The organism is Pseudomonas sp. 2995-3, from assembly GCF_002742565.1.
Classification (GTDB): domain Bacteria; phylum Pseudomonadota; class Gammaproteobacteria; order Pseudomonadales; family Pseudomonadaceae; genus Aquipseudomonas; species Aquipseudomonas edaphica.
Window position 1 is genome coordinate 86,753 of record NZ_LJSB01000081.1, and the last position, 23,436, is coordinate 110,188.

General features: G+C 57.9%; 36 protein-coding genes. 17 read left to right on the forward strand and 19 right to left on the reverse strand.

Annotated features, from left to right (window positions below):
* Positions 1-41: 41 nt before the first annotated feature.
* The 5 genes from AOA62_RS04375 to AOA62_RS04395 are packed head-to-tail and all read right to left on the reverse strand — an operon-like array spanning position 42 to position 4,957.
* The gene (locus tag AOA62_RS04375) at positions 42-1,133 is read right to left on the reverse strand and encodes a minor capsid protein (RefSeq protein ID WP_099547969.1); all 1,092 of its coding nucleotides are present in this window, start codon (positions 1,131-1,133) and stop codon (positions 42-44) included.
* Entirely contained in the window at positions 1,108-2,526 is a 1,419-nt protein-coding gene (locus AOA62_RS04380) for a DUF4055 domain-containing protein (RefSeq protein ID WP_099547970.1), read from the reverse strand. Before AOA62_RS04380 ends, AOA62_RS04375 begins: the two co-directional genes overlap by 26 nt.
* Entirely contained in the window at positions 2,523-3,845 is a 1,323-nt protein-coding gene (locus tag AOA62_RS04385) for a terminase (protein WP_099547971.1), read from the reverse strand. The genes AOA62_RS04380 and AOA62_RS04385 overlap by 4 nt, the downstream gene beginning before the upstream one ends.
* On the reverse strand, positions 3,820-4,296 hold the full coding sequence (locus AOA62_RS04390; protein WP_099547972.1) for a DUF2280 domain-containing protein: 477 nt from the start codon (positions 4,294-4,296) through the stop codon (positions 3,820-3,822). The genes AOA62_RS04385 and AOA62_RS04390 overlap by 26 nt, the downstream gene beginning before the upstream one ends.
* Positions 4,297-4,327: 31 nt before the next feature.
* Positions 4,328-4,957: a putative metallopeptidase gene (locus AOA62_RS04395; RefSeq protein ID WP_099547973.1), complete on the reverse strand. Its 630-nt coding sequence runs from the start codon at positions 4,955-4,957 to the stop codon at positions 4,328-4,330.
* A gap of 85 nt (positions 4,958-5,042) precedes the next feature.
* Here AOA62_RS04395 and AOA62_RS04400 point away from each other — a divergent pair, with 85 nt between their 5' ends.
* The gene (locus tag AOA62_RS04400; RefSeq protein WP_099547974.1) at positions 5,043-5,294 is read left to right on the forward strand and encodes a hypothetical protein; all 252 of its coding nucleotides are present in this window, start codon (positions 5,043-5,045) and stop codon (positions 5,292-5,294) included.
* A 39-nt stretch (positions 5,295-5,333) separates the two neighbouring features.
* Here AOA62_RS04400 and AOA62_RS04405 read toward each other — a convergent pair whose 3' ends face one another.
* The 14 genes from AOA62_RS04405 to AOA62_RS04465 form a co-directional block, all read right to left on the reverse strand.
* Entirely contained in the window at positions 5,334-5,768 is a 435-nt protein-coding gene (locus AOA62_RS04405) for a proteasome subunit beta (RefSeq protein WP_099547975.1), read from the reverse strand.
* 56 nt (positions 5,769-5,824) lie between these two features.
* A complete protein-coding gene (locus AOA62_RS04410; RefSeq protein ID WP_099547976.1) occupies positions 5,825-6,169 on the reverse strand; it encodes a hypothetical protein in 345 nt (114 codons plus the stop codon).
* The gene (locus AOA62_RS04415) at positions 6,166-6,504 is read right to left on the reverse strand and encodes a hypothetical protein (protein WP_003218335.1); all 339 of its coding nucleotides are present in this window, start codon (positions 6,502-6,504) and stop codon (positions 6,166-6,168) included. Before AOA62_RS04415 ends, AOA62_RS04410 begins: the two co-directional genes overlap by 4 nt.
* A 201-nt stretch (positions 6,505-6,705) precedes the next feature.
* Positions 6,706-7,035 carry a 3-methyladenine DNA glycosylase gene (locus AOA62_RS31320; protein ID WP_143521739.1) on the reverse strand — a complete coding sequence of 110 codons (330 nt, stop codon included), beginning with the start codon at positions 7,033-7,035 and terminating at the stop codon, positions 6,706-6,708.
* 142 nt (positions 7,036-7,177) lie between these two features.
* Positions 7,178-8,050, reverse strand: a complete 873-nt coding sequence (locus AOA62_RS04420; RefSeq protein WP_099547977.1) for a putidacin L1 family lectin-like bacteriocin — start codon at positions 8,048-8,050, stop codon at positions 7,178-7,180.
* A 9-nt stretch (positions 8,051-8,059) separates the two neighbouring features.
* The gene (locus AOA62_RS04425; protein ID WP_099547978.1) at positions 8,060-8,245 is read right to left on the reverse strand and encodes a Com family DNA-binding transcriptional regulator; all 186 of its coding nucleotides are present in this window, start codon (positions 8,243-8,245) and stop codon (positions 8,060-8,062) included.
* Positions 8,246-8,389: 144 nt separating this feature from the next.
* On the reverse strand, positions 8,390-8,971 hold the full coding sequence (locus AOA62_RS04430) for a hypothetical protein (RefSeq protein ID WP_099547979.1): 582 nt from the start codon (positions 8,969-8,971) through the stop codon (positions 8,390-8,392).
* Complete coding sequence (locus AOA62_RS04435; protein ID WP_099547980.1) at positions 8,968-9,558, reverse strand: recombination protein NinG; 591 nt, start codon at positions 9,556-9,558, stop codon at positions 8,968-8,970. The genes AOA62_RS04430 and AOA62_RS04435 overlap by 4 nt, the downstream gene beginning before the upstream one ends.
* A complete protein-coding gene (locus tag AOA62_RS04440) occupies positions 9,555-10,025 on the reverse strand; it encodes a hypothetical protein (protein ID WP_099547981.1) in 471 nt (156 codons plus the stop codon). The genes AOA62_RS04435 and AOA62_RS04440 overlap by 4 nt, the downstream gene beginning before the upstream one ends.
* A complete protein-coding gene (locus tag AOA62_RS04445) occupies positions 10,022-10,819 on the reverse strand; it encodes a hypothetical protein (protein WP_099547982.1) in 798 nt (265 codons plus the stop codon). Before AOA62_RS04445 ends, AOA62_RS04440 begins: the two co-directional genes overlap by 4 nt.
* Positions 10,806-11,720 (reverse strand): helix-turn-helix domain-containing protein, encoded by a 915-nt coding sequence (locus AOA62_RS04450; RefSeq protein WP_099547983.1) that lies wholly within the window; start codon positions 11,718-11,720, stop codon positions 10,806-10,808. The genes AOA62_RS04445 and AOA62_RS04450 overlap by 14 nt, the downstream gene beginning before the upstream one ends.
* The gene (locus tag AOA62_RS04455; protein WP_244657789.1) at positions 11,717-12,508 is read right to left on the reverse strand and encodes a Rha family transcriptional regulator; all 792 of its coding nucleotides are present in this window, start codon (positions 12,506-12,508) and stop codon (positions 11,717-11,719) included. The genes AOA62_RS04450 and AOA62_RS04455 overlap by 4 nt, the downstream gene beginning before the upstream one ends.
* A 69-nt stretch (positions 12,509-12,577) precedes the next feature.
* A complete protein-coding gene (locus AOA62_RS04460; protein WP_099547984.1) occupies positions 12,578-13,000 on the reverse strand; it encodes a phage regulatory CII family protein in 423 nt (140 codons plus the stop codon).
* Between the two features lie 82 nt (positions 13,001-13,082).
* A complete protein-coding gene (locus AOA62_RS04465; RefSeq protein WP_099547985.1) occupies positions 13,083-13,262 on the reverse strand; it encodes a Cro/CI family transcriptional regulator in 180 nt (59 codons plus the stop codon).
* 109 nt (positions 13,263-13,371) lie between these two features.
* Between AOA62_RS04465 and AOA62_RS04470 the strand changes: the two genes are divergently transcribed.
* The 16 genes from AOA62_RS04470 (at position 13,372) to AOA62_RS04535 (ending at position 23,416) form a co-directional block, all read left to right on the forward strand.
* On the forward strand, positions 13,372-14,028 hold the full coding sequence (locus AOA62_RS04470) for a LexA family transcriptional regulator (protein ID WP_099547986.1): 657 nt from the start codon (positions 13,372-13,374) through the stop codon (positions 14,026-14,028).
* Between the two features lie 93 nt (positions 14,029-14,121).
* Positions 14,122-14,430 (forward strand): hypothetical protein, encoded by a 309-nt coding sequence (locus tag AOA62_RS04475; protein WP_099547987.1) that lies wholly within the window; start codon positions 14,122-14,124, stop codon positions 14,428-14,430.
* A gap of 22 nt (positions 14,431-14,452) precedes the next feature.
* The gene (locus tag AOA62_RS04480) at positions 14,453-14,671 is read left to right on the forward strand and encodes a hypothetical protein (RefSeq protein WP_099547988.1); all 219 of its coding nucleotides are present in this window, start codon (positions 14,453-14,455) and stop codon (positions 14,669-14,671) included.
* A gap of 201 nt (positions 14,672-14,872) precedes the next feature.
* Complete coding sequence (locus tag AOA62_RS04485) at positions 14,873-15,913, forward strand: ParA family protein (RefSeq protein WP_099547989.1); 1,041 nt, start codon at positions 14,873-14,875, stop codon at positions 15,911-15,913.
* 109 nt (positions 15,914-16,022) lie between these two features.
* Positions 16,023-16,367, forward strand: a complete 345-nt coding sequence (locus AOA62_RS31325; protein WP_143521741.1) for a hypothetical protein — start codon at positions 16,023-16,025, stop codon at positions 16,365-16,367.
* Positions 16,368-16,515: 148 nt separating this feature from the next.
* Positions 16,516-16,842 carry a DUF2388 domain-containing protein gene (locus tag AOA62_RS04490; protein WP_099547990.1) on the forward strand — a complete coding sequence of 109 codons (327 nt, stop codon included), beginning with the start codon at positions 16,516-16,518 and terminating at the stop codon, positions 16,840-16,842.
* Positions 16,843-16,936: 94 nt separating this feature from the next.
* The gene (locus tag AOA62_RS04495) at positions 16,937-17,260 is read left to right on the forward strand and encodes a DUF2388 domain-containing protein (protein ID WP_099547991.1); all 324 of its coding nucleotides are present in this window, start codon (positions 16,937-16,939) and stop codon (positions 17,258-17,260) included.
* 243 nt (positions 17,261-17,503) lie between these two features.
* Positions 17,504-17,755 carry a DUF1654 domain-containing protein gene (locus AOA62_RS04500; RefSeq protein WP_099547992.1) on the forward strand — a complete coding sequence of 84 codons (252 nt, stop codon included), beginning with the start codon at positions 17,504-17,506 and terminating at the stop codon, positions 17,753-17,755.
* A 425-nt stretch (positions 17,756-18,180) separates the two neighbouring features.
* On the forward strand, positions 18,181-18,942 hold the full coding sequence (locus AOA62_RS04505; protein ID WP_099547993.1) for a class I SAM-dependent methyltransferase: 762 nt from the start codon (positions 18,181-18,183) through the stop codon (positions 18,940-18,942).
* 150 nt (positions 18,943-19,092) lie between these two features.
* Positions 19,093-19,530 carry a hypothetical protein gene (locus AOA62_RS04510; RefSeq protein WP_099547994.1) on the forward strand — a complete coding sequence of 146 codons (438 nt, stop codon included), beginning with the start codon at positions 19,093-19,095 and terminating at the stop codon, positions 19,528-19,530.
* Positions 19,527-19,718: a hypothetical protein gene (locus AOA62_RS04515; RefSeq protein WP_099547995.1), complete on the forward strand. Its 192-nt coding sequence runs from the start codon at positions 19,527-19,529 to the stop codon at positions 19,716-19,718. The genes AOA62_RS04510 and AOA62_RS04515 overlap by 4 nt, the downstream gene beginning before the upstream one ends.
* Complete coding sequence (locus AOA62_RS32000; protein ID WP_178075616.1) at positions 19,715-19,885, forward strand: hypothetical protein; 171 nt, start codon at positions 19,715-19,717, stop codon at positions 19,883-19,885. Before AOA62_RS04515 ends, AOA62_RS32000 begins: the two co-directional genes overlap by 4 nt.
* A 389-nt stretch (positions 19,886-20,274) precedes the next feature.
* Positions 20,275-21,432, forward strand: coding sequence for a hypothetical protein (locus tag AOA62_RS04520; RefSeq protein WP_099547996.1), 1,158 nt, complete (start codon positions 20,275-20,277; stop codon positions 21,430-21,432).
* Positions 21,433-21,442: 10 nt separating this feature from the next.
* Complete coding sequence (locus tag AOA62_RS04525; protein WP_099547997.1) at positions 21,443-22,225, forward strand: ERF family protein; 783 nt, start codon at positions 21,443-21,445, stop codon at positions 22,223-22,225.
* A complete protein-coding gene (locus tag AOA62_RS04530) occupies positions 22,209-22,826 on the forward strand; it encodes a lambda exonuclease family protein (RefSeq protein WP_099547998.1) in 618 nt (205 codons plus the stop codon). Before AOA62_RS04525 ends, AOA62_RS04530 begins: the two co-directional genes overlap by 17 nt.
* Entirely contained in the window at positions 22,823-23,416 is a 594-nt protein-coding gene (locus tag AOA62_RS04535; protein ID WP_099547999.1) for a hypothetical protein, read from the forward strand. Before AOA62_RS04530 ends, AOA62_RS04535 begins: the two co-directional genes overlap by 4 nt.
* The last annotated feature ends 20 nt before the right edge of the window (positions 23,417-23,436 follow it).

Below are 23,436 nucleotides of genomic sequence, written 5' to 3' on the forward strand. Positions count from 1 at the left end.
GCTCTCTTCTCGCTGAGATACAAAACGCCACCAGAGTGCCATTATTTCGAGAGCCCTGCCATTTCAAACGCCAGAGGCTCAAGCGCTTTCATCTGTACCAAAGTCAATGGCGTGAAATTACGGTCTAGTTGAAGCTCGGCGAATCGCTCCACGGTCAAGCCACCTTCACGGAACAGCTTGGCCCGGACGGGCCCGATGGCGACGTCCTGGAACGAGGCCGGCTGCTGCTGGAGCCAGTGGTAGTAATCGAGGTCGGCACTGACCTGCTGTCCACCATCAGCACCCACCGAGGCACGCGTAGCGCCCTTGGAGAACATCTCGCTGAGCTTGGTGAGCAGAATGAACGTGGTGCGGCAGTTCGGGTGAAACGGCGGCCTTGGGCCTGAATCCACCGGAAACTTGCGTTTGTCCATAGAGCGGCATTGCTGGCTGGTCTTGCTGTCCAGCGTCGCCACCATCTGGATCTCTTCGACGATATCCGTATTGGCCTTGGCCACCTCCATTCGGGCCTGGGACGACACATGCTGAATCGCGGTGTGCACGACCGTGGTGGCATTGCGGTTGGTGACGGCCAAGATGCCGTCTTTGTAACCTGCCGCCTTGGTACCGCGAATGTTGCGGGTGATCTGGAAGTTTGTCTGACCTTCGAAGAAGCCTTGCCGAATGGTGCCGGTGACACGCTCACGCTCTGCGTTGGTCCAGCCTTTGATGAAGGCCTTCAGCAGCTTCCCGCCGCCTGTACCGCGCACGCTGAGCGGATTGGTCAGTACTGCGGTACGGATTGCAGCAGCCGTCGGCGCGACCACATCCAGCGACACGCCAACCGGCGCCGATCTGGCAAGACTGGTTGCCTCAAAATCGGCCTCGTAGTTGGCGATGTCCACCAGGTCGAGGTTCAACTGCGCGCTGTACCGGTCGAAGATACCCAGCAGCAGGCTATCCACCTCCTTCAGCAGCGCTTCCAGACGCTTGACGTTGTACTCGGTCAGGTCGGACTGAGTGAGCCTGTCACGGATCGAGCGGTCAATCTCCTTGAGGAAGGGAGCAAACTTGCCCACCTCCCCCGCCTTGAGTTTTTCGAGGAAGACCGCGTGCCGGATGGTGGCATCAAGGATTGCTTGGTTTGCCGCCATTTGGTTTGTCCTCGTCGTCCAGGTCCAGGCCGTCGCCCTGCTCTTCCAGCTCGCCGTCAATCTGCAGGTCAGTGCGCTCTGGTGCGATCAGGCCCAGCTTGCGCAGGTAGGCCCGAAGGTCTGCCTTGGCGAAACCGCCTTGCTGCCACAAGCCAACCAGTGCGGTGATCATCTGCGGATCAGCCGTCAGTTCGACGAACTCTTGGTTGACCTGATAGGCGACCTTCTTGTCGGCAATACCCATGTACATGCAGCACCACATAATGGCTCGCGTGTAGGCCTCGCTGACGTTGGCAACACAGCCAGCCAGGACTGATGTGGAGGCCGACTGATCACCGCGTGACTCGGTAGCGGTCTTGGTGGCAAGTGACGCCACCACCATCCGCGCACCCAGTTCGATCATCATCTGGTTCTTGTCAGCCATGGCCTCCTTGACCAGCGTATTCGGTGCAGGTTGGGCGTAGCCGAAAGCGCCTCCGACCGGCAACATCATCGGGGCTCTGGAACCGACATAGATGCCGTTTTTCTCCATCCAGTCGCGCCAGGGCTCATCCAGCCCGCTGATCCACGGCTGGGCCTGACCGCACCAGAAGACGCTGTCTTCGTAGTCGGCGCTGTTCCGGTAATGGCCCAGGTTGATCATGGCGATGTCGTAGAGCGGTGACTCGTCGATGCTTGGGTCGTTGTTCTGCGCGCCGACGAAGGTGAACGGGATCTCCTTGAGGCGCCCGGTGACGCCTTCCGGCCTGAACTCTTCGATGACCGCCAGCGGCCCGCCACCTTCCGGCCCGGACCGGCGCCAAACACGGCAAACGAAACCGTCATCCTCAAGCGCCAGCTCCCGGTACTGCTCAGCCGTCTTGTAGCCGAACCCTTCCGGGATCTCCGGCGACTCGCGCAGCACCACCAGGGTCAGCACGCTATGGCCGTTTACCATGCCTGTACGCCAGTTGATGATGTCTTCGGCGCAATAGGACAGGATCACCGAGTGCCCGCCGATGCCGTCATCCTGGTGATAGTCGACGTATAGGCCGTGACGGCCAGCCTCAAGCACCTTCTCAAGCGTGCCTTGTGAGTGCTGGTAAATGCTCACTCCGGAGCCGTTGGCGTTGTCCTGCAGGTACTCCAGCTTATTCGGCACTGTCAGCGTCGGGTCCTTGTGGAAGGCAAGGCCCAGCAGACCGTTACGGGTGTGCCCGGTGGCATTCTTGAACACTGCTCGCTCGCGGTAAGCCCGGTTCCGGTCTTCGTTCTCCGGCGACTTGTCGTGCGAGTTGATGTACGGCAGCCGATCGACAACACGGTGCTGGCCCGCGCAGACGTCGCGAACGGTCGCCCAGCGGTCCAGCACTGCCGTGTATTCCGCCCGCTTGAAGGAGACGTCGTTGCTCATCGGGCGTATCCCATTTTGATAGAAGTGACGATCGCTTTGATCGGATAGCGCTTGGCGATGAAGTAGCCGGCGGCATCGTTCATATGGTCATGACCCTTTTTCGGATCTTTGTCCGGCTCACCCTTGTCGGTGTAGGTCTGTCGCTCAAGACACAGGGTGAGCTGAGGGCACTGATCGATGTTGACCTTCAGTCGTCGCTCGCCGTAGGCGTTTAGGAGCATGGCGTTTACCGAGTTCACGCGATCTTTCACGCCTGGGTTTGTGGAGTCGACGATCACCGTGAATTTTGCTTTTTTAAGCAGCGACAAATCGGACTCGCTCGCGTTTTTACTGCTGGTGTTCTGCCCGCTAGCGTCGGGATAGACCGCCACCGAGTGCCCAGGGAACCGTGCCTGGATCTTCTCGATCATCTCCGGCGTGTCCCGAACACCGTGAAACTCATCCAGGGCCATTGGCAGATCGTTACGCACGACATAGACGACGGCGGCCATTTTCATGACGTTGAAGTCCATACCGATGTGCAACGCCTCGCCCGGTTTGATTCGCTCGCTGGTTCGGCACTCGTCGCGATTGAACGTGTAGTAGACGACACCCGCGTAGTTCTCAAAGCCAGCTTCGTACTCTTGCCGGAAGGTGCGCGGGTCCATCTTGCGGCGGGCAGCTTCAAGCTCTTCTGGAGGAACGTTGCCGCCTTGTAACGAGGTGTACTGCCAGCTCTTGTGATCCGGCTCGCCGCCTGTTTTACCGTCCAAATAAGTGTCGTAGCAGTGGTTGAAGCCCTTCGGAGTGCCAATGCGCAGCGCATGGCCGCCCTTGCGCATACCAACGCCTGGAATCTGGTACTGACAAGTCGATAGCATCGGCCGCAGCACTTCTTCCCACGCCGCCCACGGGCAGTCTGCCCATTCATCCACCAGGACGAAGAACAGGCCGGAGCCCCGCAGGTTGTCGTAGTTGTCGAGCCCCACCACGCGCATGACGTGGCCAGACTTGAGCGTGATCGAGCATTCCGTCTCGTTTGGGCGGTGTGCACGCCATGCCTCGGGAATTGCCTGCTTCAGGCGCCGCCAGAACACGCGCTTGGCCTGCTTGAAGGTCGGTGCGCCGTACCAGATCTCGTCTTCAACACTCACGCCCCACTCAGCTGCCAGTCGAGCCGCGCGGCGCATCTCCGCCTTGCCCAGGAACGTTTTACCGAACCGGCGGCCACACACCGCATCGCGGAATCGGGCCTCAGGCTGGAAGCCCCAGCAGTAAATGTTCGCCTGCTTGGGCGTCAGTTTGACCGGAGCATCAAAGGTGCGGGGTAGTCGGGACATTCTCATCAGGCTCCAGCGTGTATTCAGCAACGGCGTGCTGTTGGTCCGCATGGGAGCCAAGGGGTTTTTCAGGTTCAAGGCGGCGGTTCACGTAGACGTCGCCGACCTCTTTGGCGGCCTGCTCCAGTAGCTGGGCAGTGAGTGCCATGTTCTTTGAGTTCTCGGCCTTTACAGCCATGCGTCCAAGCGCGCGCAAGCGATAGGCGCGGTTGGCGATTGGAATCTCAGCAGTCTCTTCGCGGAACCGCTTGCGGGTGTCATGGAACAGCGTCACCCACTTGACCGCCAAGTTCACCCCGGCGCGCTTGGTGGGATCGTGCGATTCACATAGTTGGCGAGATATCTCAACGCCGAATTCCTGTTTGACCTGCTCCACCACCTGGGAGGGAGTGTCAAAACACGCCAACGCCTGAACGATGAAGCCTTTCACCTCATTTTTCAGGGCTGCCATAGGTTGAATTCCGTCTAATGCCTGTCAAAAATCAGGCCGACTTGAGCAGACAGGTTCCGCAGGCCCTCGCAATGTTCAATTTCCCCACCTCAGCAGGACTGTTTGCAGCATCCACCAACGCTTGAACGTCAGGGCTTGCACCGTAGCGGCGGACGACACCGACGAACTCTTCGACGTCGTGTCCACACATCTCTAGCTTCGGCGCCCCCTCCTTGGTGAAGGCTGGCTGACCGTACTTATCGTTGGCGTGTGCGATGTGATAAAGCTCATGCTCTACCAGCGCGCAGAAGTCGGTGTCGCTGCATTGGGCGCAGTAGTCAGCAGCCAACGTGATGATGAAGGCAGGCACGTCGCCGAACCAATCACGCATCTGTTGTTCCATTCGGGCTTTCTGCCAGCCACCAGCGCGGAACGCTACCTGCTCGGCCTGACCCAGGACTGTGCGGCCCTGCTTCTCGAAGCTCGACGACGCCCACATAATCCGGATGTCTGCATCCAGTAGATGGGCATGGTCTTCGTTGTGAATGCTGCCGGTGTCGGCAAGTATCTCGGTTTGGAACCATTCCCATGCCTCGGGTGCTGGAGTGAGGCGGATGCCGAAGTCGCTCAGGTCGGACAGCTCCAGCAGTGTCGATGGTGGGTATGGGCGAGCTAGTGTCATATCACCCTCTTGAAAGCTCCGCGTAACTTGATGATGCGAACATTTACCAGTATTGATGTTGCTCCAACACTCAAGGAGCAAGACGATGAAATTCAAGGTAAGGGCTTACTACAACCAGTCAAAACATCGGGCGCTAGCCATTCCAGAAGACAAAGCGCTGAACGATCTATCGGATGAACAAAAGCTCTGGATAGGCCCGCAAGTGGAGGAGCAGCTCAGAGAGCTCGATACATCCGAAAAACTGATCGGCTTCGACCCCCAAACTGTTTGGGATGACTTCCAGGCTAAGGGTTTCTCTACCTACGAGATCACCGCCACGGTGAAAGTGATCAAATAGTCTTAACCTCAAAGCGTGCCGCACTCACCTGCGGCACACCTACCCTGCCTTGCGAATCATCAGCTTGCGAACTCGCCCACCAGTGCAGGTGTCGCGCTTCTTCGCCATTCGAATCGCATCAGATGCAGTGGCGCCCATATCCATAGCAGTCAAGGCGTGAGCTGATCCGCTGCCAATCGCATATGGCCGATCAAGCTCAAGGGCATCTTTCCACCCGCCAGTCTTGTCATCGTGCCCGACCAGCCAAAGCGTGCACCCATCCCAAGCCAAGGCTGAAGCCTCTACTGCGGCTGGGGCCTCACCTCCGAAGAAGGCGTCAATCAGCGCCGGGAAGTCGCAGTTCGCACCAGTGCAGAGAAAGGAGACGCCCTTGACCGCGTACAGCTTGTTGGCGTCGTCATCCAGGATGGTGGTGCCACGGGTGCAGCGGGAGTCATAGGCGATCACGCCGTCTTTGTAGGCAATGGTCGTCATCTGAAACCCTCATGATTGCGCGCCACGATTTGGCGCATTCGAAAACGTGGCGCGGATTACTTGCCTCGGCGCTCGACACCACCTGGCGCCTTGTCACAGCTCATGCAGTGCTCGCAGTTCAGCGTCCGGCACAGCCAGGCTTTTACCGGCTGCCAGTACGTGACCATGAAGACATGCCGGGCTCCGGCCAGGGCCAGGGACACATGCAGCGTCAGTCCAGCACTGGTCGGGCCGAAGAAGATGTTCTGGCTGCGAGCCATAACGACAAAACCGCTGATGGCGATGGCCGAATAAATCAGCTTCCCGAGGATGCCATCCCTCACCTTCCCACTCAGTACGCACCAGGCTGCCCACAGCGCGATAAGGCCGCAGGCGATGGAGTTGATCAGTTCAAGATTCATGGTGGATTGCCTCCCCCGAACCGCTGGCGAATGAGCGCCCAGAGGTCAGCGGATTTGATGGCCCGATTGATGGCTGCCAGGAGCGAGCCGCCGAATGCCCCCAGCAGGAAGCCGATGCCGGCGACGATCTTCGGCTCGGTCACGCCGAGGTAAGTGCTGACCATGCTGGTGAGGTAGATCGAACAGGCCATACCGGTGATGAGGAAGATCATCCAGGCACGCCAGTCGTTCAAGTCGTCCTTGTGCCACCAGCTGGCGATCACAGCCCCAACAAGGCCCGCGATCAGTAATTCGAACCTGTCGATCTTGTCGAGCAGGCGCTGTAGATACTCCATGCGCTCGACTCCGTGGGGCATGTTTGAAATAGGTCAGCCCCGACGGCACTCCCTGCTTAGAGCGAAGGGTGTGGCGGGGCCGAAAACGAAAAAGCCCAGCTTGATGGCTGGGCCTTGAATGGGTGCGCGACCTTAGCCGCGCGGTATTGCTTGAAAGCCCTGCATCGCTACACCGCTGCAGGGCTCGTCCTTCGTCGTAACTTATGCAACAGTACCGTCGGCGCTTAGTACATCCCAAGACATCTGGACTGGGATCACGAAATCCGCACTTGTATTCATGAATACACCATTTCCTGCGGGAACAAATAGATCGTTCGTAAGCAAATACCCACTCGGAACTCGAATTTGGGTCAAGTCAAACCGGTCGCCGGTTGGGCGACTTGTGCCATAGGTAATTTCGCGGCCGTTAGTTAAGGATCGCAGAATTAGACCATGCGGGTTGTCTTGCGGCGCGATCAATGTTGCGATAAAGACCGCGTTGCCGTTGATAGTGATGTTTTGAAATTTTTTACCGAGTGTACGTACAGTCATATTGTCACCTATTGAGTCGAATGATTTGTCGCGGAGGATTCCGCTTTCATGTCGCTCAGAGGCGATGAGGTGAGGTTCTCGACCTTCTTGTAATCAGGCCCACTGCAATGCCGAAGGCCTGAATAGGCACATCCGTCAGTGTTTAGAACTCATAGCCGATATGGCCATAAGTCGGGTACGGACTGGTGCTGTTTTGCTCCGGATCAGCGTTGTTCGGGTAGTACACTTTGCGAGCGCGGATCGTCGGCGTGTAGCCAAATCGAGCCCAAGCGGGACGCGCCTGAGTGATGGTGAGGCGGCCGTTTGCCTGAAGGCTCAGAACCGCATCTGGATTCCCGCCTGTATTCGTATGCCACAACGCAACACCGCTGGCGTTGAAAATCACCAAGTTGCCGTCACCCTGCATCAAGCAACTGGTACCGCCCTTGCCCTGGGTGTTGCTCGCCCAAACAAGAGCGTTGCCTGGGCCGTAGACAGCCAGATTCCCATCACTTTGGAATACCACGCCATAGCTACCAACGCTGTAGATCTTGCCGACCTCAAGGAAAGTGTTGGGAGGGAAGATGTATGAAGGCTGATCGTAAACAATTGGCAGGCCGGAGGTGGTCCAAAGCGGAGCCAGCTCAACGATCACCATATTGCCGTCATCCTGCAGCTGAAGATGAGTTCGCTGTGCAAGGGTATCGAAGTACTTATCGCCGCCCGGAACGTCGCTGTTTTTTGTCTGCCAAATGCGCTGACGCCTAAAGTCGTTCAGCACCAGGCTGTAGTTCATGAAAAGCTGAGGCGTCGAAACGGCCTTCCACTTGTAAATCATCTGGGTCACGTACGCATTACTTGCGTCTGCGATCCATACGATTGATTCGCCATCGTATAGCGCCAGATTCTCGTCCGGCTGATAAACCAGTCGGAAGCGCTTATTAGGAGACTGCAGAAACTGGCCAGCGCTCATGAGGTTTCGCGGCGGAAGCACGGAGCTGCCATTGGCTGTGAACGGAGTAAATTGAAAACTCATATTGTTTACCTATTGAGTCGACTGATTGTTCGCGGAGGATTCCGCACTCATGTCGCTCAAAGGCGATTGCTCGAGGCTCGTGGCCTTCACATGATTCAACGTCCCGCATCGGGAACATTTGATCTGGAGCTCTGTAAACCCACCCGTACGGGCGAGAAGTCTTTTGCAGTTACCGCATCTGAATTCTTTCAACATCTGCAAATTCCTTTTGCTGAATCGCCCTTTCCGTGGGCAATAAAAAACCCGACTCGATGGCCGGGTTTTCTTGAACTTCCAGTGCAAGTTGCCGAAGGCAAAATACTAACTATGGGGAAATAATGCCCTCAGCCGTGCGGGAAGTCAAGCGGCCTCTTTCATCTTGTAAATTATCCCGCCAATTGGGCTCAGTGCTTTGGCGTCGATGTCGTAGCAGGCATCGAAGCAGAGCTGCACAAAAGGCTCCCAATCCCTCCCCCAAGCTGCTGAGGAGAGCTTGATGCCGTACTGACCTTCCACCCATGCACGAAAGACCTCTGGCTTGATGAGCGGATCAGGGTTGGAAGACTGCCCCCCCTGGTGCATGTAGCGATAGCGGCGAAACACGCCCTTTGCAACGTACGCGGCACGTTCACGCTTACTGGAAGTCATGCGCTCTACCCGAGAGCACGCCAGGTTGAAAACCGCATCTTCCGCCTCCTCCCGATCATCATCGGTCGGCTCTGCCGCGTACATGGCGTTGCCGAAGGCCCGCAACTGGTAGTGGAGACGCGCTATCGCTGACTGGATATGGCCGGCCAAAGCACCGTGCACCGCATGATTTGCCGTAGGGCCCCGTTCGCTGCTCTGCACCACCACCCCAAGCTCCGCGGCATCTGAGGACTGACCCGGCGCGGGGTTGTAGTTGCAGTCATGCCACGCCTGGCGTGCTGAATTGATCTTCATGCTGCAGCCCTCTTCAGTTCTCTGGTCTTTGCCCTGTAGTAGGCCTTGATGCCCTTGATCTGCTCGACGGAGTACTTGCGCACGCTCTGGTCGGCTTCCAGGGCGTCAACCGCTTCCTGGCCGATTCGCGCGATCAGGCCGATCCGGTAATCCACGGCATTGCCCGAAAGGAATCGGTTGTCCTGCTTGCTCTGGGCGTGGCAGTTACGCTCATCAAAGCGCAGGTGCGGCGCGGAGCCAACGCTGCGGTAGTGGCCGGCATCGACTGCGTTGCCGCTCCAGTCCAACGGCTTGCCGCTGGAGATGCAGAGGTGCCCGGCGGCCTGGTCCCGGGCGCGAATGTATTCGTTGAACGCCTGCTGAGCCTCGCGCATGTGTTCGCCGCGACTCTTCAGTTTCTCCTTGCGGATCTTGATCTCGCGGCGCTCGACCTGGGCCAGCGACTTGCGCGCCTTCGCCTGGTTCACGTCCTTGATGGCCAGGCCGCACTTCGGGCTGCATACGGCCTGGCCCAGGCGCTGCGGCGGAAAGCTGATGCCGCATGCTGGGTTCCTACACTTCTTCGGTTTGGGTTGCTTGGCGATCATGCAGCCTCCTTGCTGAGTAGATCAGTGAAAACCACACCTTGGCCTGTGAAATAGGCCGCAATGCGATCGGTGTAATTGATGCCCTGGGCGCGGTTGAAAAGGCTGGTCACCGGAAAGCCGTCGGGGCCGAACAAGTGGCACTCGCCCATCATGGCCAGTTTCGTTTCGTAGGGCAGATGACGCATTACCCGGTACCACTCGGCCTGAAAGCCAGCATCTTCATTCAGCAGGATCTGCACGCCGAAGTGCAGCTTGCAGTAACGGCGAGCGTCGGCCGCATCGCCGATCTGGGTCATCTCGGCGATGCGCTTGTACATCCCGAACCACAGCCGGTTTTGGTCGAGCGTGCGGTCCTTGCCCGGGCGCAGGGTCACCACGACAAACTTCTTGTCTTTGTACATGGCGCTGATTTTGGTGATGACCTCGGAGAGCTTGGCCTGGCAGTTGACGCTGATTTTGTCGGTCATTGCGCCGCCCTCTTCGCTTCCAGTTCCCGGGCCTGCTTGACCAGCAGCGCCCGGCGATCCGCCAGTTCATTGGCAGCTTCAATCCGCATTTCGTCTTTTCTCACGGCGCTGGCATTCCGCATTTCCAGCATCGAGCTCTTCACAATCTCGAGCTTTGCGCGCAGCAGCGGCTTTGGCTGGGTGACGGTGCCTGTGAGCAATCCAGCAATGGCGCGGCCATCCTCGGTAACTGGAACAATGCTCAGGTCAGCCAAGTACTTCTGGCCGTGCTCTTGGGGAATGCGTTTCAGTTCCACAGCCTTGGTGACGGCCTGGATGCGGCGGTTGGCGTCGAAGCCCACCGACACGTGCCAATTGACTGCCTTCGCATCCTCGCGGGCCTGCCCTACGAAACGCTGGTAGGCATCAATGAACGCCATGCGCGCACCGATCTTGTCGCCGCCATCCAAGATGGGTTTCGCAGCAGCCAGGGCCAGTTGGATCTCGTCGGTCAGCACCACGGTTTCAAATTCGTCGTTGGTGGTCATGGCGATGGCCCAGGCCTCGTCCTTGCCGGGGCGCCCATCGGAGGACTGGACGCGCTGCAGGATGTCGGCCATCGCCAGCTTGCCCTTCACCTCAAAGCGGCAGGCCTTCAACGCGGCTTTGACGACCGGCACCGGGTAGGCGCAAAGATCTTCGGCCATCATTGCGGCAGTGCCTGGGTTCATTTCCTGGCCCATGGCCTCGGCGGTGGCACAGATCGCGGCGGCCAGCCCGGCAACCTGCTGGTCGTTCATTTCAAAGGTATTCATTGCGGTCACCTGCTTGGCGTTTGGCCAGAACCATCTGGGCGGCCTGCTCGGCTGCGGAATGGTTCGCCTCGGTCCGTTCCATCTGGCGAGCAGTTGTGCCGTTGATGCGCTGCCCGGTTACCCACTGGGTGTGATAGCTCTCGGCATTGACCAACAGCTCGTTGACGCTGTGGCACTTGCGCAGAACGGCGGCATCGCTGGCTTTCAGGAAGTGGGCGGCGACGTGGTGTGCGACGTCAGCACCAAGGCGGTCGACCAGCAGCGCCATCTGCTTGCCGATCTTTGCGTTCCACACCGGCCAGGCGCCGTAACGCTTGCGGTAGGCCATGGCGTAGTTCGCCCAGACCTTAAAGGTTTTGCAGGCCTGGTCTTTCGGCCCCGGCATGTCGGCGGGAATCTCAACTCGTGGTTGCTGGGGAGCGAATGGCAAGACCTGCCCCGTCACGACCTTGGCGGCAGCCTGGGGCGTAATTGGTTCAATGACCGGTTCCATGACTGGTTCAAGAGAGTTACTGATTCTGGGTGCATCTGCTGCACTACCCCCTGGTGCAGGAGATTCACCAGGGGGTGAACCTGCTGCACTACCCTGGCGAACCTGCTGCACTACCCCTGGTGCAGGAGGTGCACCACCACCGTCGAGGGTGAGGAAGTAAACGTTTGACGAATTCCCCTTTGGGCCACCCTTCCGGATCTCCTTGCGCAACAGCCCCGCCTCACACAAGGCAGTGATGTGGTTCATGACAGAACGCTTGCTTATTTCGCACTGGTCGGCAACGTGCTGATAGGACGGCCAGCACTCGCCGATGTCGCTAGCGTTGTCGGCCAGCTTGATCAGGACAAGCTTGCGCAATGGATTGCCGACGCGAAGCTTCATCGCGGCGACCATAAGACCCATGCTCACGCAGCACCTCGCATTGCTTTTTCGTGCGTGAACAAGCCGTCCCAGGTCTTCTTCATGGGCAGCTCGCTAGCCAGGTACAGGTCGTACAGGCGTGTGGCGCCCTTCTTCAGCAGAACCGGTGTGTAGGAGATGAAAGGGTCTTTACCGTGCGGGGTGACTTCGACCTGGTGCTCGGTCATGTACTTGTCGCGCGCATAGGAGCCAACACGGTGACGTAGGCCGGACTTGCTCTCGTTGTAGAGCCAGCTGCGTGCTTCCAGGTACTTGCCCACCTGCATGACGTTGACCCCATTGAGGCCCTTGCAGAACTGGGTGTGGGTCATGCCTTCCTTGAACAGGTTCTCCAGGGAGTGGATCTTGGTCGCCTGCTGCTCGACCTGGGCGGTGAGCATCAAGCGGGCCTTCTCAGACTCCATGGCGATCTGCAGGATTTCGATGGTGGAAAGCTGTTGTGGTTGCGCAACCTGCCCTTCCAGTTCCTGCCAGCGGTCGATAACTCGTGCGCGGTGCTCGTCGCTGTAGCCAGCCACAACCAGATGCGTGTCACGCTCGGTCAGGTCGTAGACATCAATCGGTCGGCCGCCGGTGGCTTCACGACGAGTTTTACGATCTGATCGTAAAAGCCCTTTGGCAAAAAGACGCTCGATGGTGGTGATCACATCGTTGTGCCGGGCCTCGACCAGATCGGCGATTTCCCGAGATGACATTGTCCGCGCCACGTTTTGCGATTGCGAAAAACGTGGCGCGGGAATGTTGGGGGTATTGATCGATTCTGTGTGTTGGTGCATGATTCGCTCCAGTTGTTTACCGCTGTAGAAAAAGCCGACCTCGAACGTCGGCTTTTTTGTGCCTGCTATTCAGGCTGCCTTCACCGACGCATCCATCACGTCCAGGCTCTGCCGAACGTGATTGATCTCTTGGCGGATCAGGCTCTTTTCGAAAGAGCTGACGTGGTTGTCGTCCAGCGCTTCGTGCACCGCGATCGTCAGGTCGGCAACTTCCTTACCTACGTTGATCAGCGACTTGGTGAGCGCTTGCGGCTCCGGCGCCGACTTCGATACCAGGTCAAAGCCGAACTCATTGGCCAGGGCCTGCAATGGGCGCATGTCGCCGGTGTGCAGCAAGATCCCGAACAGATGCTCCACGGTCAGGTGATGAGCCTCGTTGTCCGGGTTCGCGCGCTGAAGCAGGCCAACGTGTGGAACACCCATCTTTGCAGCCAGATTCTTGGGCTCGTTGCCCTTCACTGCTGCCTGGCACGCATCCAAAAAGTCTTCCATTCGTAAAACCTCAAATTTGTTTCCGTGGCGCCCTGCCGATGCAGAAGCGATCATTTGCTCAATGGATCGGCGGACATGGATGTCAGGCGGCCTGGGCCTTCTTTGTTGCCTTGAACTTGCCCTTGGAAAGAACCTGAATCTGGTACTGCCGGGATTCGGGAATGGTTTCCCCCCACATGGTCACTGCGCTCGGGCGGATGCCCAAGGCCAGTGCCAGCTTTGTCTTGCTGCCGAAGAATTCGGCGACTTCATGCGTATTCATTGCGCATCCTCGTTCGACTCTGACGCAATTTCAGCATGCTTAAGTTATCGAGTCAACGGCGTTTTCTGCCTACTGCATGCTTAAATTCAGTTAACTTAATATTGAGTCCATGGAAAGACACGAACGTATTGCCCGAGCCATACAGCTCAGCGGGAAAAAGAAGGGCGAGATTGCAGCGCTATGTGGTGTTGCAAACTCTGCCGTCACTCAATGGATCACTGGTGAGAGCAAAAGCCTCCGGCCGGAGAATCTTTACGCCCTGGCGAAAGCGACCGGCTTCCGGGCTGAGTGGCTTGCTATTGGCGAAGGGGAAGAGCGTGAGGTTTCAGAGTCGAACGTCTCCCCTGCCGCCCAGCCCACCAAATCATTCCGCTACCCGGTTGTGAGCTGGGTTGCCGCCGGCGCCTGGGCGGAAGCAGTGGAGCCCTACCCGGCCGGTATCTCGGACACCTACGAGTTTTCGGAGTACGACTCCAAAGGCCCTGCGTTCTGGCTGACAGTCAAAGGCGACTCGATGACGGCGCCCGCCGGCCAGAGCATTACTGAGGGCACTCTGATCTTGGTGGACACTGAGGCTGAGGTTGCACCAGGTAAGCTGGTCGTGGCCAAGCTGCCGGACAGCAACGAAGCCACATTCAAGAAGCTGGTCAGTGATGGTGGTCGGCTGTTCCTGAAGCCGCTGAACCCAAGCTACCCGATCGAGGCCGTCGACGAGCACTGCCGGATCGTGGGCGTGGTTGTGCAGGCGCTGCAGAAGTTTTACTGATCCGCAAGTGTGCCCGGGGGATATGCCCGAGCGGCAAGCTAAATCGAAATATCGCGAGCTGATTAGCGCTCGTATACACAAGGGAATGTGGTAATGAATGCCTTTCGGATCGCGACTCTAATAGTCGCCCCGCTTTTCATCTCCGGCTGCTACAGCACGCCAAAAGAAAAAACTGAGTACGAAAAACAGATCGACGCAGTACCGATGCCTGTAACGGAAGCTGAACGGGTTGAGCAGTGTCGTAACTTCAAGCAAAGCGCAGATTACCAGCGGACTTTGGATATTTTGCAGTACTCACAGCGATCCAAGCTCGGCGCCTCGTATTTTCAATTTACAGAGTCTCTAGCGCTTTCGCGTCGCCTTAGAGCCATGAAGTGCCCTGGGTATGGCTGGTTTTCCTGATGCGGCTGCCCAGGATGTGCCAATGACCGCATGGAGAGAGCAAAGCTTTTGGAGCAAGGTGTGGACCTATACTCTGCTGGCGCTCATGGTGGTTTTCACAGCCGAAGCTGGCATTTGGCCGGACGACAGTTCATCTAATCGCAAGCGGGTGTTCAGCCCTGGCTTCGTTGTGCTTTGCACCATCGTGGCTGTGGTTGAGCTGATAGCGCTGAACCACTTCTATGGCGTGCGGATGAGGTGAAGGCGGGAAAGATTGTACGGGCACTGGATTAACCTGCATCGCCTGCACCACCTGCACCACCTGCACCACCTGCACACCTATTCAGCTCCTGCCACACCTGCATGACCTGCTGCGCCTGCACGATCATGTTGCACCTGCACCGCCTGCGTGTTAATTTCGCCGAAACGCTCATTTCGAGCCCTCTTGCGAAAGGATATTCAATTGACTTCAAGTATTGATACGATTTTGGAAAACCACCGGCTTGTGGTTGAAGAGGGCTTTGTCCGCGAGGGCGATTTAAAATATAGGAATTATGCCGTTACCACCCTTCGCGGAGGCGTGGGGAAGTCAACTCTTTCATTCAACTTGGCTTATGAAATCTCTCGAAAACATTCGCTATTGATTGCAGATCTTTGTGCGCAACGTAATCTGACAGAAAACTTGATGCGAGGTATAGAACCAGAGTACACGCTGCTCGACGCCTTGCAGCCCGCGCTACTAGGCGCGGCGTTTGGTGACGTGCCAGATGATATTTCATACCGAGCTAGCCAGTCTTGCGATTCATTTAAAGGCGGCAAGACCTCTTATGTAATACCTGGTGACGCCGAAATGTTTGCGTTCCCATCGACTCTTTACCAGCAGTTGCAGATTGCAAATGCCCAGCAAAACACCAAGGCCATTAAGAATCTCCTTGAGATCCTCAGGGCTGTACTGGACAAGGAGGCTAAGGAGCGGAAGCTAGAAAAAATACTGATGGATACCAGCCCTTTCTACGCTGGTGGTACTCACTTGGCGTGGTGCGCAGCCGACGCAGTTATCATTCCGGTTCGGGTGGATGAGCACTCTATAGATTCTCTCGATCTGACACTCGATCATCTATCAAACCCTAAAAAAGACTTTTCCGTATGGAATCATCGGGCCGGAGGCAGATCATCCCCTAAAGTGGCGGCCATTGTAATAACTATGGCTGGCGCAAAAAGCAGGCTAAAGTCTACCCCTGACAGTGCCTCTCGCATGTATATAGAGAGAGCCCTCTCAGTTGCAGAAAAATACCCTGATCTTTTTGATTTTGGCGACCCGGCAGAATCCATCGTGATTACTGATGACTTTGTATCTACCGGCCGAATTAGTGGCGCAAAGAGTATTCCAATTGAAAAGCTAAAAGTTGGTAGCTTCCATAATGTTGAAGGCAAGCGCCTACAGGTCAATAGTTCGGCAGAGCGCTACAAAAAAGAGCTTAAGTATCTTGTAAGTATTCTGTAATTCTTGCTCGCCCTGCTGCGAGTATTAAGAGCCCGGCCCAGCGCCGGGCTTCTTGTATCTGTCATCTGAGCTGATAAAATCTTCGCCCCTCTCGAATGGACTCGTTTTCATGCGCCTATCCTCGATGCCACTGGCCTTCTGCGCCATATTCACCTGCATTTCCTTAACCGCTCAAGCAGAAACCCCAAAAGAGAGAGATCTCCACTGCGCGGCCTACTACGAAGTGCTTTCAGTAGCTGGTGACCAGCCAGACATAAGCCGCAGTCAGTCCTCAAGAGCCTCCTATTTACTATTGGTGCATGCTGGCTATACCCCGCAGGCTCAGGAAGAAGTTGCGCAAAAAATGGTGGAATTGCACAAAGAGACACCAGGGCGGATGACGCCAGCTAGCACTGCCAAGCTGCGTGAAAAATACGACGCCGAATGCAAAGTCCTTCTGAAGGCCGCCTTGTGAAGATCCTGGTGCTTGTGAGAGCTGTTACCCTGGCGGTAGCAGCATAAGCAGCCATCATCGAGCCCGACCCAGCGCCGGGCTTCTTGTTTCTGCCAAGCGCCCTCCTCTGCTATGGTGGCCCCTCTGATCGCAGTGGACGCAACGAAGCATGGACTCATGGAAGACCCTGGCGATCGCCTTACTGGCATCGGTCAGCACGCAGGCCGTATCAGGTGATGGCGCTAACCCTATCGCTGCAGCAATATTTCTCACAATCTCCGCGCCAACCATTTTAATTGGGGCGACCACATCCCTCACGACCGAGCCGCCAAAGGTTTTCAAGTCGGCCAAGACCGACGCTTTAGCATTCATCGGCTCAGGCGGCGAGATTCGCGGTGCGGAGTTTGAGCAGGCGTCCCGGTATTATCGTTCGGCCTACACATCGCCTCATATGTCCGACATGCAGCTGGCGCAGGCGATAGCGACCTCGCTCTGATGTCGACCTAAAGATGCCTGAGTGACGGCCTTCTGGCTCCCCCCCGCTGGAACCCGATCGCGCTCTACTTTAAACGCAATGGAAGCAACGAAGAATGGATTCATGGAAGATTATGACGGTAGCCCTACTGGTATCGATCAACGCTCATGCCTCTGAGGGGTCCGATGACTCCTATAACAACTCGATGCTGTCTGTACTGATGGCTCCAACCTACACCGTTGCAGGCACTACCGGGTTCACCATGCTCGCATCGAATAACTTCAAGCCTGCAAAGGCTGACGCCCTTGCGTTCATCGGATCGGACGGCGAGATTCGCGGCGCTCAGTTTGAGCAAGCATCTAGGTACTATCGCTCGACCTTCAGCTCGCCACTGATGTCTGACATGCAACTGGCTCATGCAATCGCTACGTCCTACTGAGCGCCACCTTTCACAACCTTTTCACAGTAGAGGACCTATGGTTACCTCAGCTCCTAGTGAACATCCCTTTAAGCCCGCTACTCCCCATCGCGGGCTTTTCTTTGCCTGCGGCTCAGGCATCCTTGGCGACTCTCGCCTTTACGTCAAAATATGCATTTATGCATGAAACTTGCTGCCGGCCTCTTGCCAAGATATGTCAGTACAAATACTGTGTATGTATACAGTATTCGCAAGGAGCGACGCATGAACCAGGCACCCTACTCCGCATCAAAACCACGAAACTCCTACGAGCTTGTTGGCCGCCGCCTGCAAGGCTTGATCACTTCTCCCCGGGTCCAGAGGATTCAGTTGGTGGAGGTATCCAGACGCGACGACGAAAGCCCTGAAGCGTGGCGCCAGGTCATCCAGGATATCGGCGACACCGCCGGCATAAGGGTCGAGCACCTGGAAGGCGGAGCCGTCCGGATCGGCTGGCGCGAGTACTGCGACTCATAAAAGAGCCCGCCGATGAGCGGGCTTTTTATCGCCTGTAAATTTCAGCAATCTGAATTATTTAATTAAGCATGCTTGACACGTTAATTTCAGCTTGCTTAAATTCAACTCAAGCCAGCTACGAAGAACGCCGGCCAGCAGCTAAACCTGCGCCGCTCTTTAGCGACACCCCTTGCCGGATCACCACCGGCCCAGATTCAAAGGCAGCGATGAACCGGCCTAAACGGTTCAGAGGGTTGGCAACTGACCCGGGCGTGCAGCGTAAAGCGCCAAGAACAGTTATCCAGCGGGAGAACAAGCCGAAAGGCCCGCGGCTGGAAGAACAATTGATTCAAGCCAGTGACCGACGCCAGTAGCGGGTCACGGCGCCACAGATTTACTGATGCCGCTTCTATGAGGCGGCATTGGAAATCAACGGAGAGCAACACATGAAAGTCGACAACGAAGTAATGGCGCTGCTCAGCGCCTCGCGCACCGAAGACAACAAGCTGTTCATTACGGGCGGCCAGCTCGATAAGAGCCTGTACCAGCGCCTCGATAAGACGCTGAAGGCCGCCGGCGGCAAGTGGAATACCAAGGCAAAGGCACACCTGTTCGCCGGTGACGCTGCAGACGCAATCGAAAACATCCTGATGACTGGTGAAGTTACCGTGCCGCAGGACTTCGGCTTCTTCCCCACTCCGCCACACGTTGCAAAACAGGCAGCTGATCTCGCCATGATCGGTGACGGAATGATGGTGCTGGAGCCAAGCGCAGGGCGCGGCGCTCTGGCGGTGGCCGCCAACGGTGCAGCGGTAGGCGTCATGGTCGACATGCACGAACTACTACCGGACAACCATAAAGCTCTGATCGAGCTGAAGCTGCCACTGTCGGGAGTTTTCGAACCCGGCGACTTCCTGCAGGTCGAGCCGAAGCCCATCTATGACCGGGTGCTGATGAATCCGCCATTCGACAAGAAGCGCAGCGACATTCACCACGTAGTTCACGCCCTGAAGTTCCTCAAGCCCGGTGGTCGGCTTGTGGCGATCATGCCTTCCGGTGTGACCTTCCGCGATGACGCTCTGACCCGGGACTTTCGCGGGATCGTAGAGCAGCGCGGGGGCAGTATCGAAACCCTACCAGAAGCCTCATTCAAGCAAGCCGGAACGATGGTCAACACCGTATTGGTGGTGATCACGGCCGCAGCCTGACGACCAGCCCCATGACAGCCGGGAAAGACCGGCACCTACCCTTCCCCACCTCTATTACGTCAGCACTCCTCCCCCGCGCCCATCGGCAACCAGCGGGAGGCATGAGTGTTGACGAATACAGGTGAACAACCCGCCACCTTGGAGGCGACCATGAACGCAGCATTGAATATTTGCCAGGAGCGTTTCGACGCTGAGTTGCCTCCAGAGGTCAGCGAGAGCGATGAGGTGGCTGACTGGCTTGAGCATTCGGCGGAGCGCCTGGTGTGCGGCGTCGACATCAAGTGGAAGCGGCGCTACGGCCAGCCGCAGGTTGTGACGTTCGACCGGTTCTGCACTGTCCTGCAGGGCCACCTGAACCAGCGCCAGATAGACGGCCTGGATCAGCGTGATTCGTTTGCCCGCCTGCTGCTGTCGGCGATGCTCGGCAGCCAGAGCGATGCCCGGTCCCACGCTGCCGACCTGCTGGGCCAGCAACGGCCCATTGAAGCGGTCGAGAAGATCGCCGTGGCGCTGCTGAGGCCCTATGCCGAAGACGCTGTAGCAGCGGAACGGGAAGAGCGCGAAGACGACGTGGATGCAGACCTATGAGCCCGCACATCCTGATCGATGAGGCGCTTGAATGCCTTGAGCACCCTGCCAGCGAGCCGGGCGCCCAGGTGGTAGTGCAACCAATGATCACCAACATGCTCACCGGCGACGCGATCACCGTCGAAGAATTCAACCATTACTGCCAGCGGCTGCTGAAGATCACCACGCAGCGCAAGGAGGACGCATGACTACCGCACCGGTTAAATCGCTAATCGACGAGCAGATCGCCGAGATCGAACGCAGCCTGATCATCCTCGGCGCCGGCTTGCCGCGCGACCTGCCTGTGTCGGCACTGCCGCCAAAGCTTGCTGCTGCGATCAAGGGCGGACGGATCGCGGTGAGGGTTCGGCCGTGATGATCTGTGGCAATTGCAACAAGATCGGCATCCACTGGGTTGGGCCATATGGAAATCTCACCGGGACCAAATGCCCTCACTGCGGCGGTACCAACTGCCAACTGGCCGATCATCCAGATCAGGCAGAGGAAGAAATCGAGGCGGAAGTTGAGTGCGGGTGCGGGCGCAAATCCGGCCCCCCGAACTTTGATGATGGTCGCTACTACTGCGGCAGCCAATGGTGCATGCCATGACCACCCGCCAGCGCACCCGGCGCCTACTCATCTGGCGCGGCTCCTTCTCTGCCCTCTCCATCTGCACCTTCCTGATGTTGCTCAGCGCCCTCGCTGATCGAATCACTCAATAACCAACACATTCAATCGCTGCGAGCATCGCGGCAGGGAGTCACCGTGTCCGCACAACAGCAAGTAATCACCATCGACGACATCAGCGCCGACAACGCGCCGGCCATTTACGTAGCCGGTGGCCTGAGCCAGTTCTTCGATGCGGTGAAGGCCGAAGTAACTACCGAGGTTCCAGACCTCAAGACCGCTAAAGGCCGTGCCCGCATCGCCAGCCTGGCAGCAACCGTAAGTAAGTCCAAAAAGGCAGTCGAGACACCTGGCCGCGACTACCTGAAGCGCCTTAAGGAAATGCCGAAGGTGGTCGAGGCTGAGCTGCGAGAGTTCGTGATCAAGATGGACAGCTTACGCGATGCCACCCGCAAGCCTCTGACGGATTGGGAAGATGCCGATCAGGCCCGCAAAGACAAGCACGTCGATGGCATCCAAGCCATGAAGGACTTTCTAATTTTCGAAGGCGCACCGAGTGCCGATCAGGTCGGCCACATCATTGCCATCCTTGAGTTGGTTGCGATTAACGACAGTTGGGAAGAGTTTTTGCCCGAGGCCGCCCAGGTGAAGGACGAAACGCTGGTCAAGCTGCGCACACTGCACACTGACCGCATTCAGTACGAAGCCGAACAGGCTGAATTGGTGCGCCTGCGCGCCGAGGCTGAAGCACAGGCCCAGCGTGATCGCGATGCAGAGATTGCCCGCGTCGCCGCCGAACAAGCCAGGCTCCAAGCCGACCAGCAGGCCCAGGCGGAGCGCGAAGCTGCCGCACGACGTGAGCAGGAACTGCTGGACCAGGCCGCTGCCACTCAGCGCGCCGCTGCACAGGCGGCACTGGACGCCGAGGCAGCCGCCGAACGCCAACGCCTGCAACTGGAGCTACAGGCCGAACAGGCACGCACAGCGGCGGCCCAGGCAGAAGCGAGCCGTGTCGCTGCCGAACAGCGAGCCGAGCAAGACCGACTCGCGGCCATCCGCCGACAAGAGGAAGCCGTGGAGCAGGCTCGACTGGCTGAGGTTGCCCGGGCGAACGCAGCGGCAGACGAAATCCTGCGCCAACAGCAGGAGCGCCAGGCCGACATGGCGCACAAGTCGAAAATCCTGGGCGAAGCCAAGCAGGCTTTGATCGACATGAACATCAGCGAAGAGCTGGCCAAGGCCATCGTCCTGAAGATCGCTCGCGGCGAAGTCCCGAACGTATCCATTCAATTCTGAGGTATTCAGCATGTCCACCGACATCATCATGCCGGAGCCGCGCCGCCAGGTGACCGCCCCGGCCGCAATGGACACCAGCATCATGGCTGTCATTAGCCGTGCGGCTTCCGATCCTTCCTGTGACATCAACAAGCTTGAACGCCTGATGGAAATGCATGAGCGCATGCAGGCGCACAGTGCAAAGCAGCTGTACGACGAAGCATTGGCACAGATGCAGGAAGAAATGCCCGTAATCGGCGAGCGAGGCGGGATCAAGGATAAAAACGGACGCATCCAGAGCACTTATGCGCTCTGGGAGGACGTAAACGAGATGATCAAGCCGGTAATGGCGAAACACGGGTTCGCCATCACCTTTCGCACGCCGCGCAACGAGCGAGGCATCGAGGTTGAGGGTGTTCTCAGTCACCGCGCCGGGCACCGTGAAGTGACCTCAATCGTCCTGCCTGTAGATGCCACTGGCAGCAAAAACGGCGTACAGGCCGTGGCCTCTAGTGTCAGCTACGGCAAGCGCTATACCGCCGGGCTGCTGCTGAACATCACCACCACTGGCGAAGATGATGATGGCAATGGACCGGCGGCGCAGATAACGCCTCGAGTTACCTCGGCCCAGGCCACACAACTGGCGACGCTGCTTGAAAAGTGCAGCGACAAGGCCAAGGAGGCATTCAAGAAGATCCACGGCGCCCCAGCATCCGTGGAGAAATCAGTTTTTGACCAGGTGCTGGGCATGCTCACCAAGTCGGCAGCACAGCATGCCGCCTCTCAGGAGAATACTGATGCAGATAATCACTGAGGTAGAACAGGGTTCACCGGAATGGCTGGCCCTGCGCCTGGGTATCGTCACCTGCTCCGAGCTGGAATGCCTGCTGGTCAACGGAAAAGGCGAGGCAGGTTTCGGCGCTGGAGCCTTCACCTACATGAACACGCTCATCGGCGAGCGCATCACCGGCGAAGCTGCTGACCCGTTCACGGGCAACCGGCACACCGAGCGCGGCCATGAGCTGGAAGGCGTTGCCAGAAAGCTGTACGAACAGCGTGAAGAGATCGAGACCAAACAGGTAGCGATCATCCTCAACCACGGCGCCGGGTACTCGCCTGACTCGCTGGTAAGCGCAAAGGGCCTGACTGAAATCAAAACCAAGCTGCCGAAATTCCAGGTCGAGGTAATCCTCTCCGGCGAGATTCCAAAAGAACACGTAGCCCAATGCCAGGGGGGGCTATGGGTGTCGGAGCGTGAGTGGATCGACTTCGTTTGCTACTGGCCCGGCATGCCGCTGTTCATCAAGCGCGCCTACCGTGACGAGGCGATGATCCGCAAGCTGTCGGAGCGGGTCAGCACCTTCTACGAAATCTTGGACGACCGGATGAATCGGGTCTTGGGGATCGCAGCATGATCAGCAACCACCTCAGCATGGTCGAGCAGGCTCGCCCGGTCTCGGATGAACTGGCCGCGCAGGTCGAGCAGTACCTGGCGGCCGGAGGCCAGATTGAAGAAGCGGCGCCCATCGGCTACAAGCCCAAGCCCATCACCTACAGCAACCAGATGCCGCCAGCGCCGAAGCCATTTGTTCGTCGTCGGATTGAGGCGACTCCCCTGCCCCTGCACTCGAAAGATATTCGCCAGCAGGAACGCGACGAGCTCGCCGAACGTATTCGGGAACTGGGAGCCACTCACACGCAGACGGAGGCATCTGTTGCCCTGGGCCTGAGCCGGCGCACCCTCTACAGCTTCGCGAAGGAGTACGGCATCACCTTCAAGAAGCCAACCCGGGGCGGCGCCAACGGCGCAGTTCGAAGCGAACAGGTTCAGGCCCGCGACGCGAAGTACGCCGAGCGGATTCGCGCCTTCTTGGAACTGGGGATCACCCGTCGCCAGTGCTGTGGCAGGCTGGCGATCGGCAACAAGGCCTTCGAGCGGATCATTGCCGCCCACGGCATCGACTACCCCAAAGCGCAACGTGGCAGCACTTCATGCGCCGGATAGCCCGCACCCAGCAACGTAAA

Excerpts from the sequence above, each read along its gene's own strand:
- AOA62_RS04375 (WP_099547969.1), bottom strand. The coding sequence starts at position 1,133 with ATGGCGGCAAACCAAGCAATCCTTGATGCCACCATCCGGCACGCGGTC.
- AOA62_RS04380 (WP_099547970.1), bottom strand. The coding sequence starts at position 2,526 with ATGAGCAACGACGTCTCCTTCAAGCGGGCGGAATACACGGCAGTGCTG.
- AOA62_RS04385 (WP_099547971.1), bottom strand. The coding sequence starts at position 3,845 with ATGTCCCGACTACCCCGCACCTTTGATGCTCCGGTCAAACTGACGCCC.
- AOA62_RS04390 (WP_099547972.1), bottom strand. The coding sequence starts at position 4,296 with ATGGCAGCCCTGAAAAATGAGGTGAAAGGCTTCATCGTTCAGGCGTTG.
- AOA62_RS04395 (WP_099547973.1), bottom strand. The coding sequence starts at position 4,957 with ATGACACTAGCTCGCCCATACCCACCATCGACACTGCTGGAGCTGTCC.
- AOA62_RS04400 (WP_099547974.1), top strand. The coding sequence starts at position 5,043 with ATGAAATTCAAGGTAAGGGCTTACTACAACCAGTCAAAACATCGGGCG.
- AOA62_RS04405 (WP_099547975.1), bottom strand. The coding sequence starts at position 5,768 with ATGACGACCATTGCCTACAAAGACGGCGTGATCGCCTATGACTCCCGC.
- AOA62_RS04410 (WP_099547976.1), bottom strand. The coding sequence starts at position 6,169 with ATGAATCTTGAACTGATCAACTCCATCGCCTGCGGCCTTATCGCGCTG.
- AOA62_RS04415 (WP_003218335.1), bottom strand. The coding sequence starts at position 6,504 with ATGGAGTATCTACAGCGCCTGCTCGACAAGATCGACAGGTTCGAATTA.
- AOA62_RS31320 (WP_143521739.1), bottom strand. The coding sequence starts at position 7,035 with ATGACTGTACGTACACTCGGTAAAAAATTTCAAAACATCACTATCAAC.
- AOA62_RS04420 (WP_099547977.1), bottom strand. The coding sequence starts at position 8,050 with ATGAGTTTTCAATTTACTCCGTTCACAGCCAATGGCAGCTCCGTGCTT.
- AOA62_RS04425 (WP_099547978.1), bottom strand. The coding sequence starts at position 8,245 with ATGTTGAAAGAATTCAGATGCGGTAACTGCAAAAGACTTCTCGCCCGT.
- AOA62_RS04430 (WP_099547979.1), bottom strand. The coding sequence starts at position 8,971 with ATGAAGATCAATTCAGCACGCCAGGCGTGGCATGACTGCAACTACAAC.
- AOA62_RS04435 (WP_099547980.1), bottom strand. The coding sequence starts at position 9,558 with ATGATCGCCAAGCAACCCAAACCGAAGAAGTGTAGGAACCCAGCATGC.
- AOA62_RS04440 (WP_099547981.1), bottom strand. The coding sequence starts at position 10,025 with ATGACCGACAAAATCAGCGTCAACTGCCAGGCCAAGCTCTCCGAGGTC.
- AOA62_RS04445 (WP_099547982.1), bottom strand. The coding sequence starts at position 10,819 with ATGAATACCTTTGAAATGAACGACCAGCAGGTTGCCGGGCTGGCCGCC.
- AOA62_RS04455 (WP_244657789.1), bottom strand. The coding sequence starts at position 12,508 with ATGCACCAACACACAGAATCGATCAATACCCCCAACATTCCCGCGCCA.
- AOA62_RS04460 (WP_099547984.1), bottom strand. The coding sequence starts at position 13,000 with ATGGAAGACTTTTTGGATGCGTGCCAGGCAGCAGTGAAGGGCAACGAG.
- AOA62_RS04465 (WP_099547985.1), bottom strand. The coding sequence starts at position 13,262 with ATGAATACGCATGAAGTCGCCGAATTCTTCGGCAGCAAGACAAAGCTG.
- AOA62_RS04470 (WP_099547986.1), top strand. The coding sequence starts at position 13,372 with ATGGAAAGACACGAACGTATTGCCCGAGCCATACAGCTCAGCGGGAAA.
- AOA62_RS04475 (WP_099547987.1), top strand. The coding sequence starts at position 14,122 with ATGAATGCCTTTCGGATCGCGACTCTAATAGTCGCCCCGCTTTTCATC.
- AOA62_RS04480 (WP_099547988.1), top strand. The coding sequence starts at position 14,453 with ATGACCGCATGGAGAGAGCAAAGCTTTTGGAGCAAGGTGTGGACCTAT.
- AOA62_RS31325 (WP_143521741.1), top strand. The coding sequence starts at position 16,023 with ATGCGCCTATCCTCGATGCCACTGGCCTTCTGCGCCATATTCACCTGC.
- AOA62_RS04490 (WP_099547990.1), top strand. The coding sequence starts at position 16,516 with ATGGACTCATGGAAGACCCTGGCGATCGCCTTACTGGCATCGGTCAGC.
- AOA62_RS04495 (WP_099547991.1), top strand. The coding sequence starts at position 16,937 with ATGGATTCATGGAAGATTATGACGGTAGCCCTACTGGTATCGATCAAC.
- AOA62_RS04500 (WP_099547992.1), top strand. The coding sequence starts at position 17,504 with ATGAACCAGGCACCCTACTCCGCATCAAAACCACGAAACTCCTACGAG.
- AOA62_RS04505 (WP_099547993.1), top strand. The coding sequence starts at position 18,181 with ATGAAAGTCGACAACGAAGTAATGGCGCTGCTCAGCGCCTCGCGCACC.
- AOA62_RS04510 (WP_099547994.1), top strand. The coding sequence starts at position 19,093 with ATGAACGCAGCATTGAATATTTGCCAGGAGCGTTTCGACGCTGAGTTG.
- AOA62_RS04515 (WP_099547995.1), top strand. The coding sequence starts at position 19,527 with ATGAGCCCGCACATCCTGATCGATGAGGCGCTTGAATGCCTTGAGCAC.
- AOA62_RS32000 (WP_178075616.1), top strand. The coding sequence starts at position 19,715 with ATGACTACCGCACCGGTTAAATCGCTAATCGACGAGCAGATCGCCGAG.
- AOA62_RS04525 (WP_099547997.1), top strand. The coding sequence starts at position 21,443 with ATGTCCACCGACATCATCATGCCGGAGCCGCGCCGCCAGGTGACCGCC.
- AOA62_RS04530 (WP_099547998.1), top strand. The coding sequence starts at position 22,209 with ATGCAGATAATCACTGAGGTAGAACAGGGTTCACCGGAATGGCTGGCC.
- AOA62_RS04535 (WP_099547999.1), top strand. The coding sequence starts at position 22,823 with ATGATCAGCAACCACCTCAGCATGGTCGAGCAGGCTCGCCCGGTCTCG.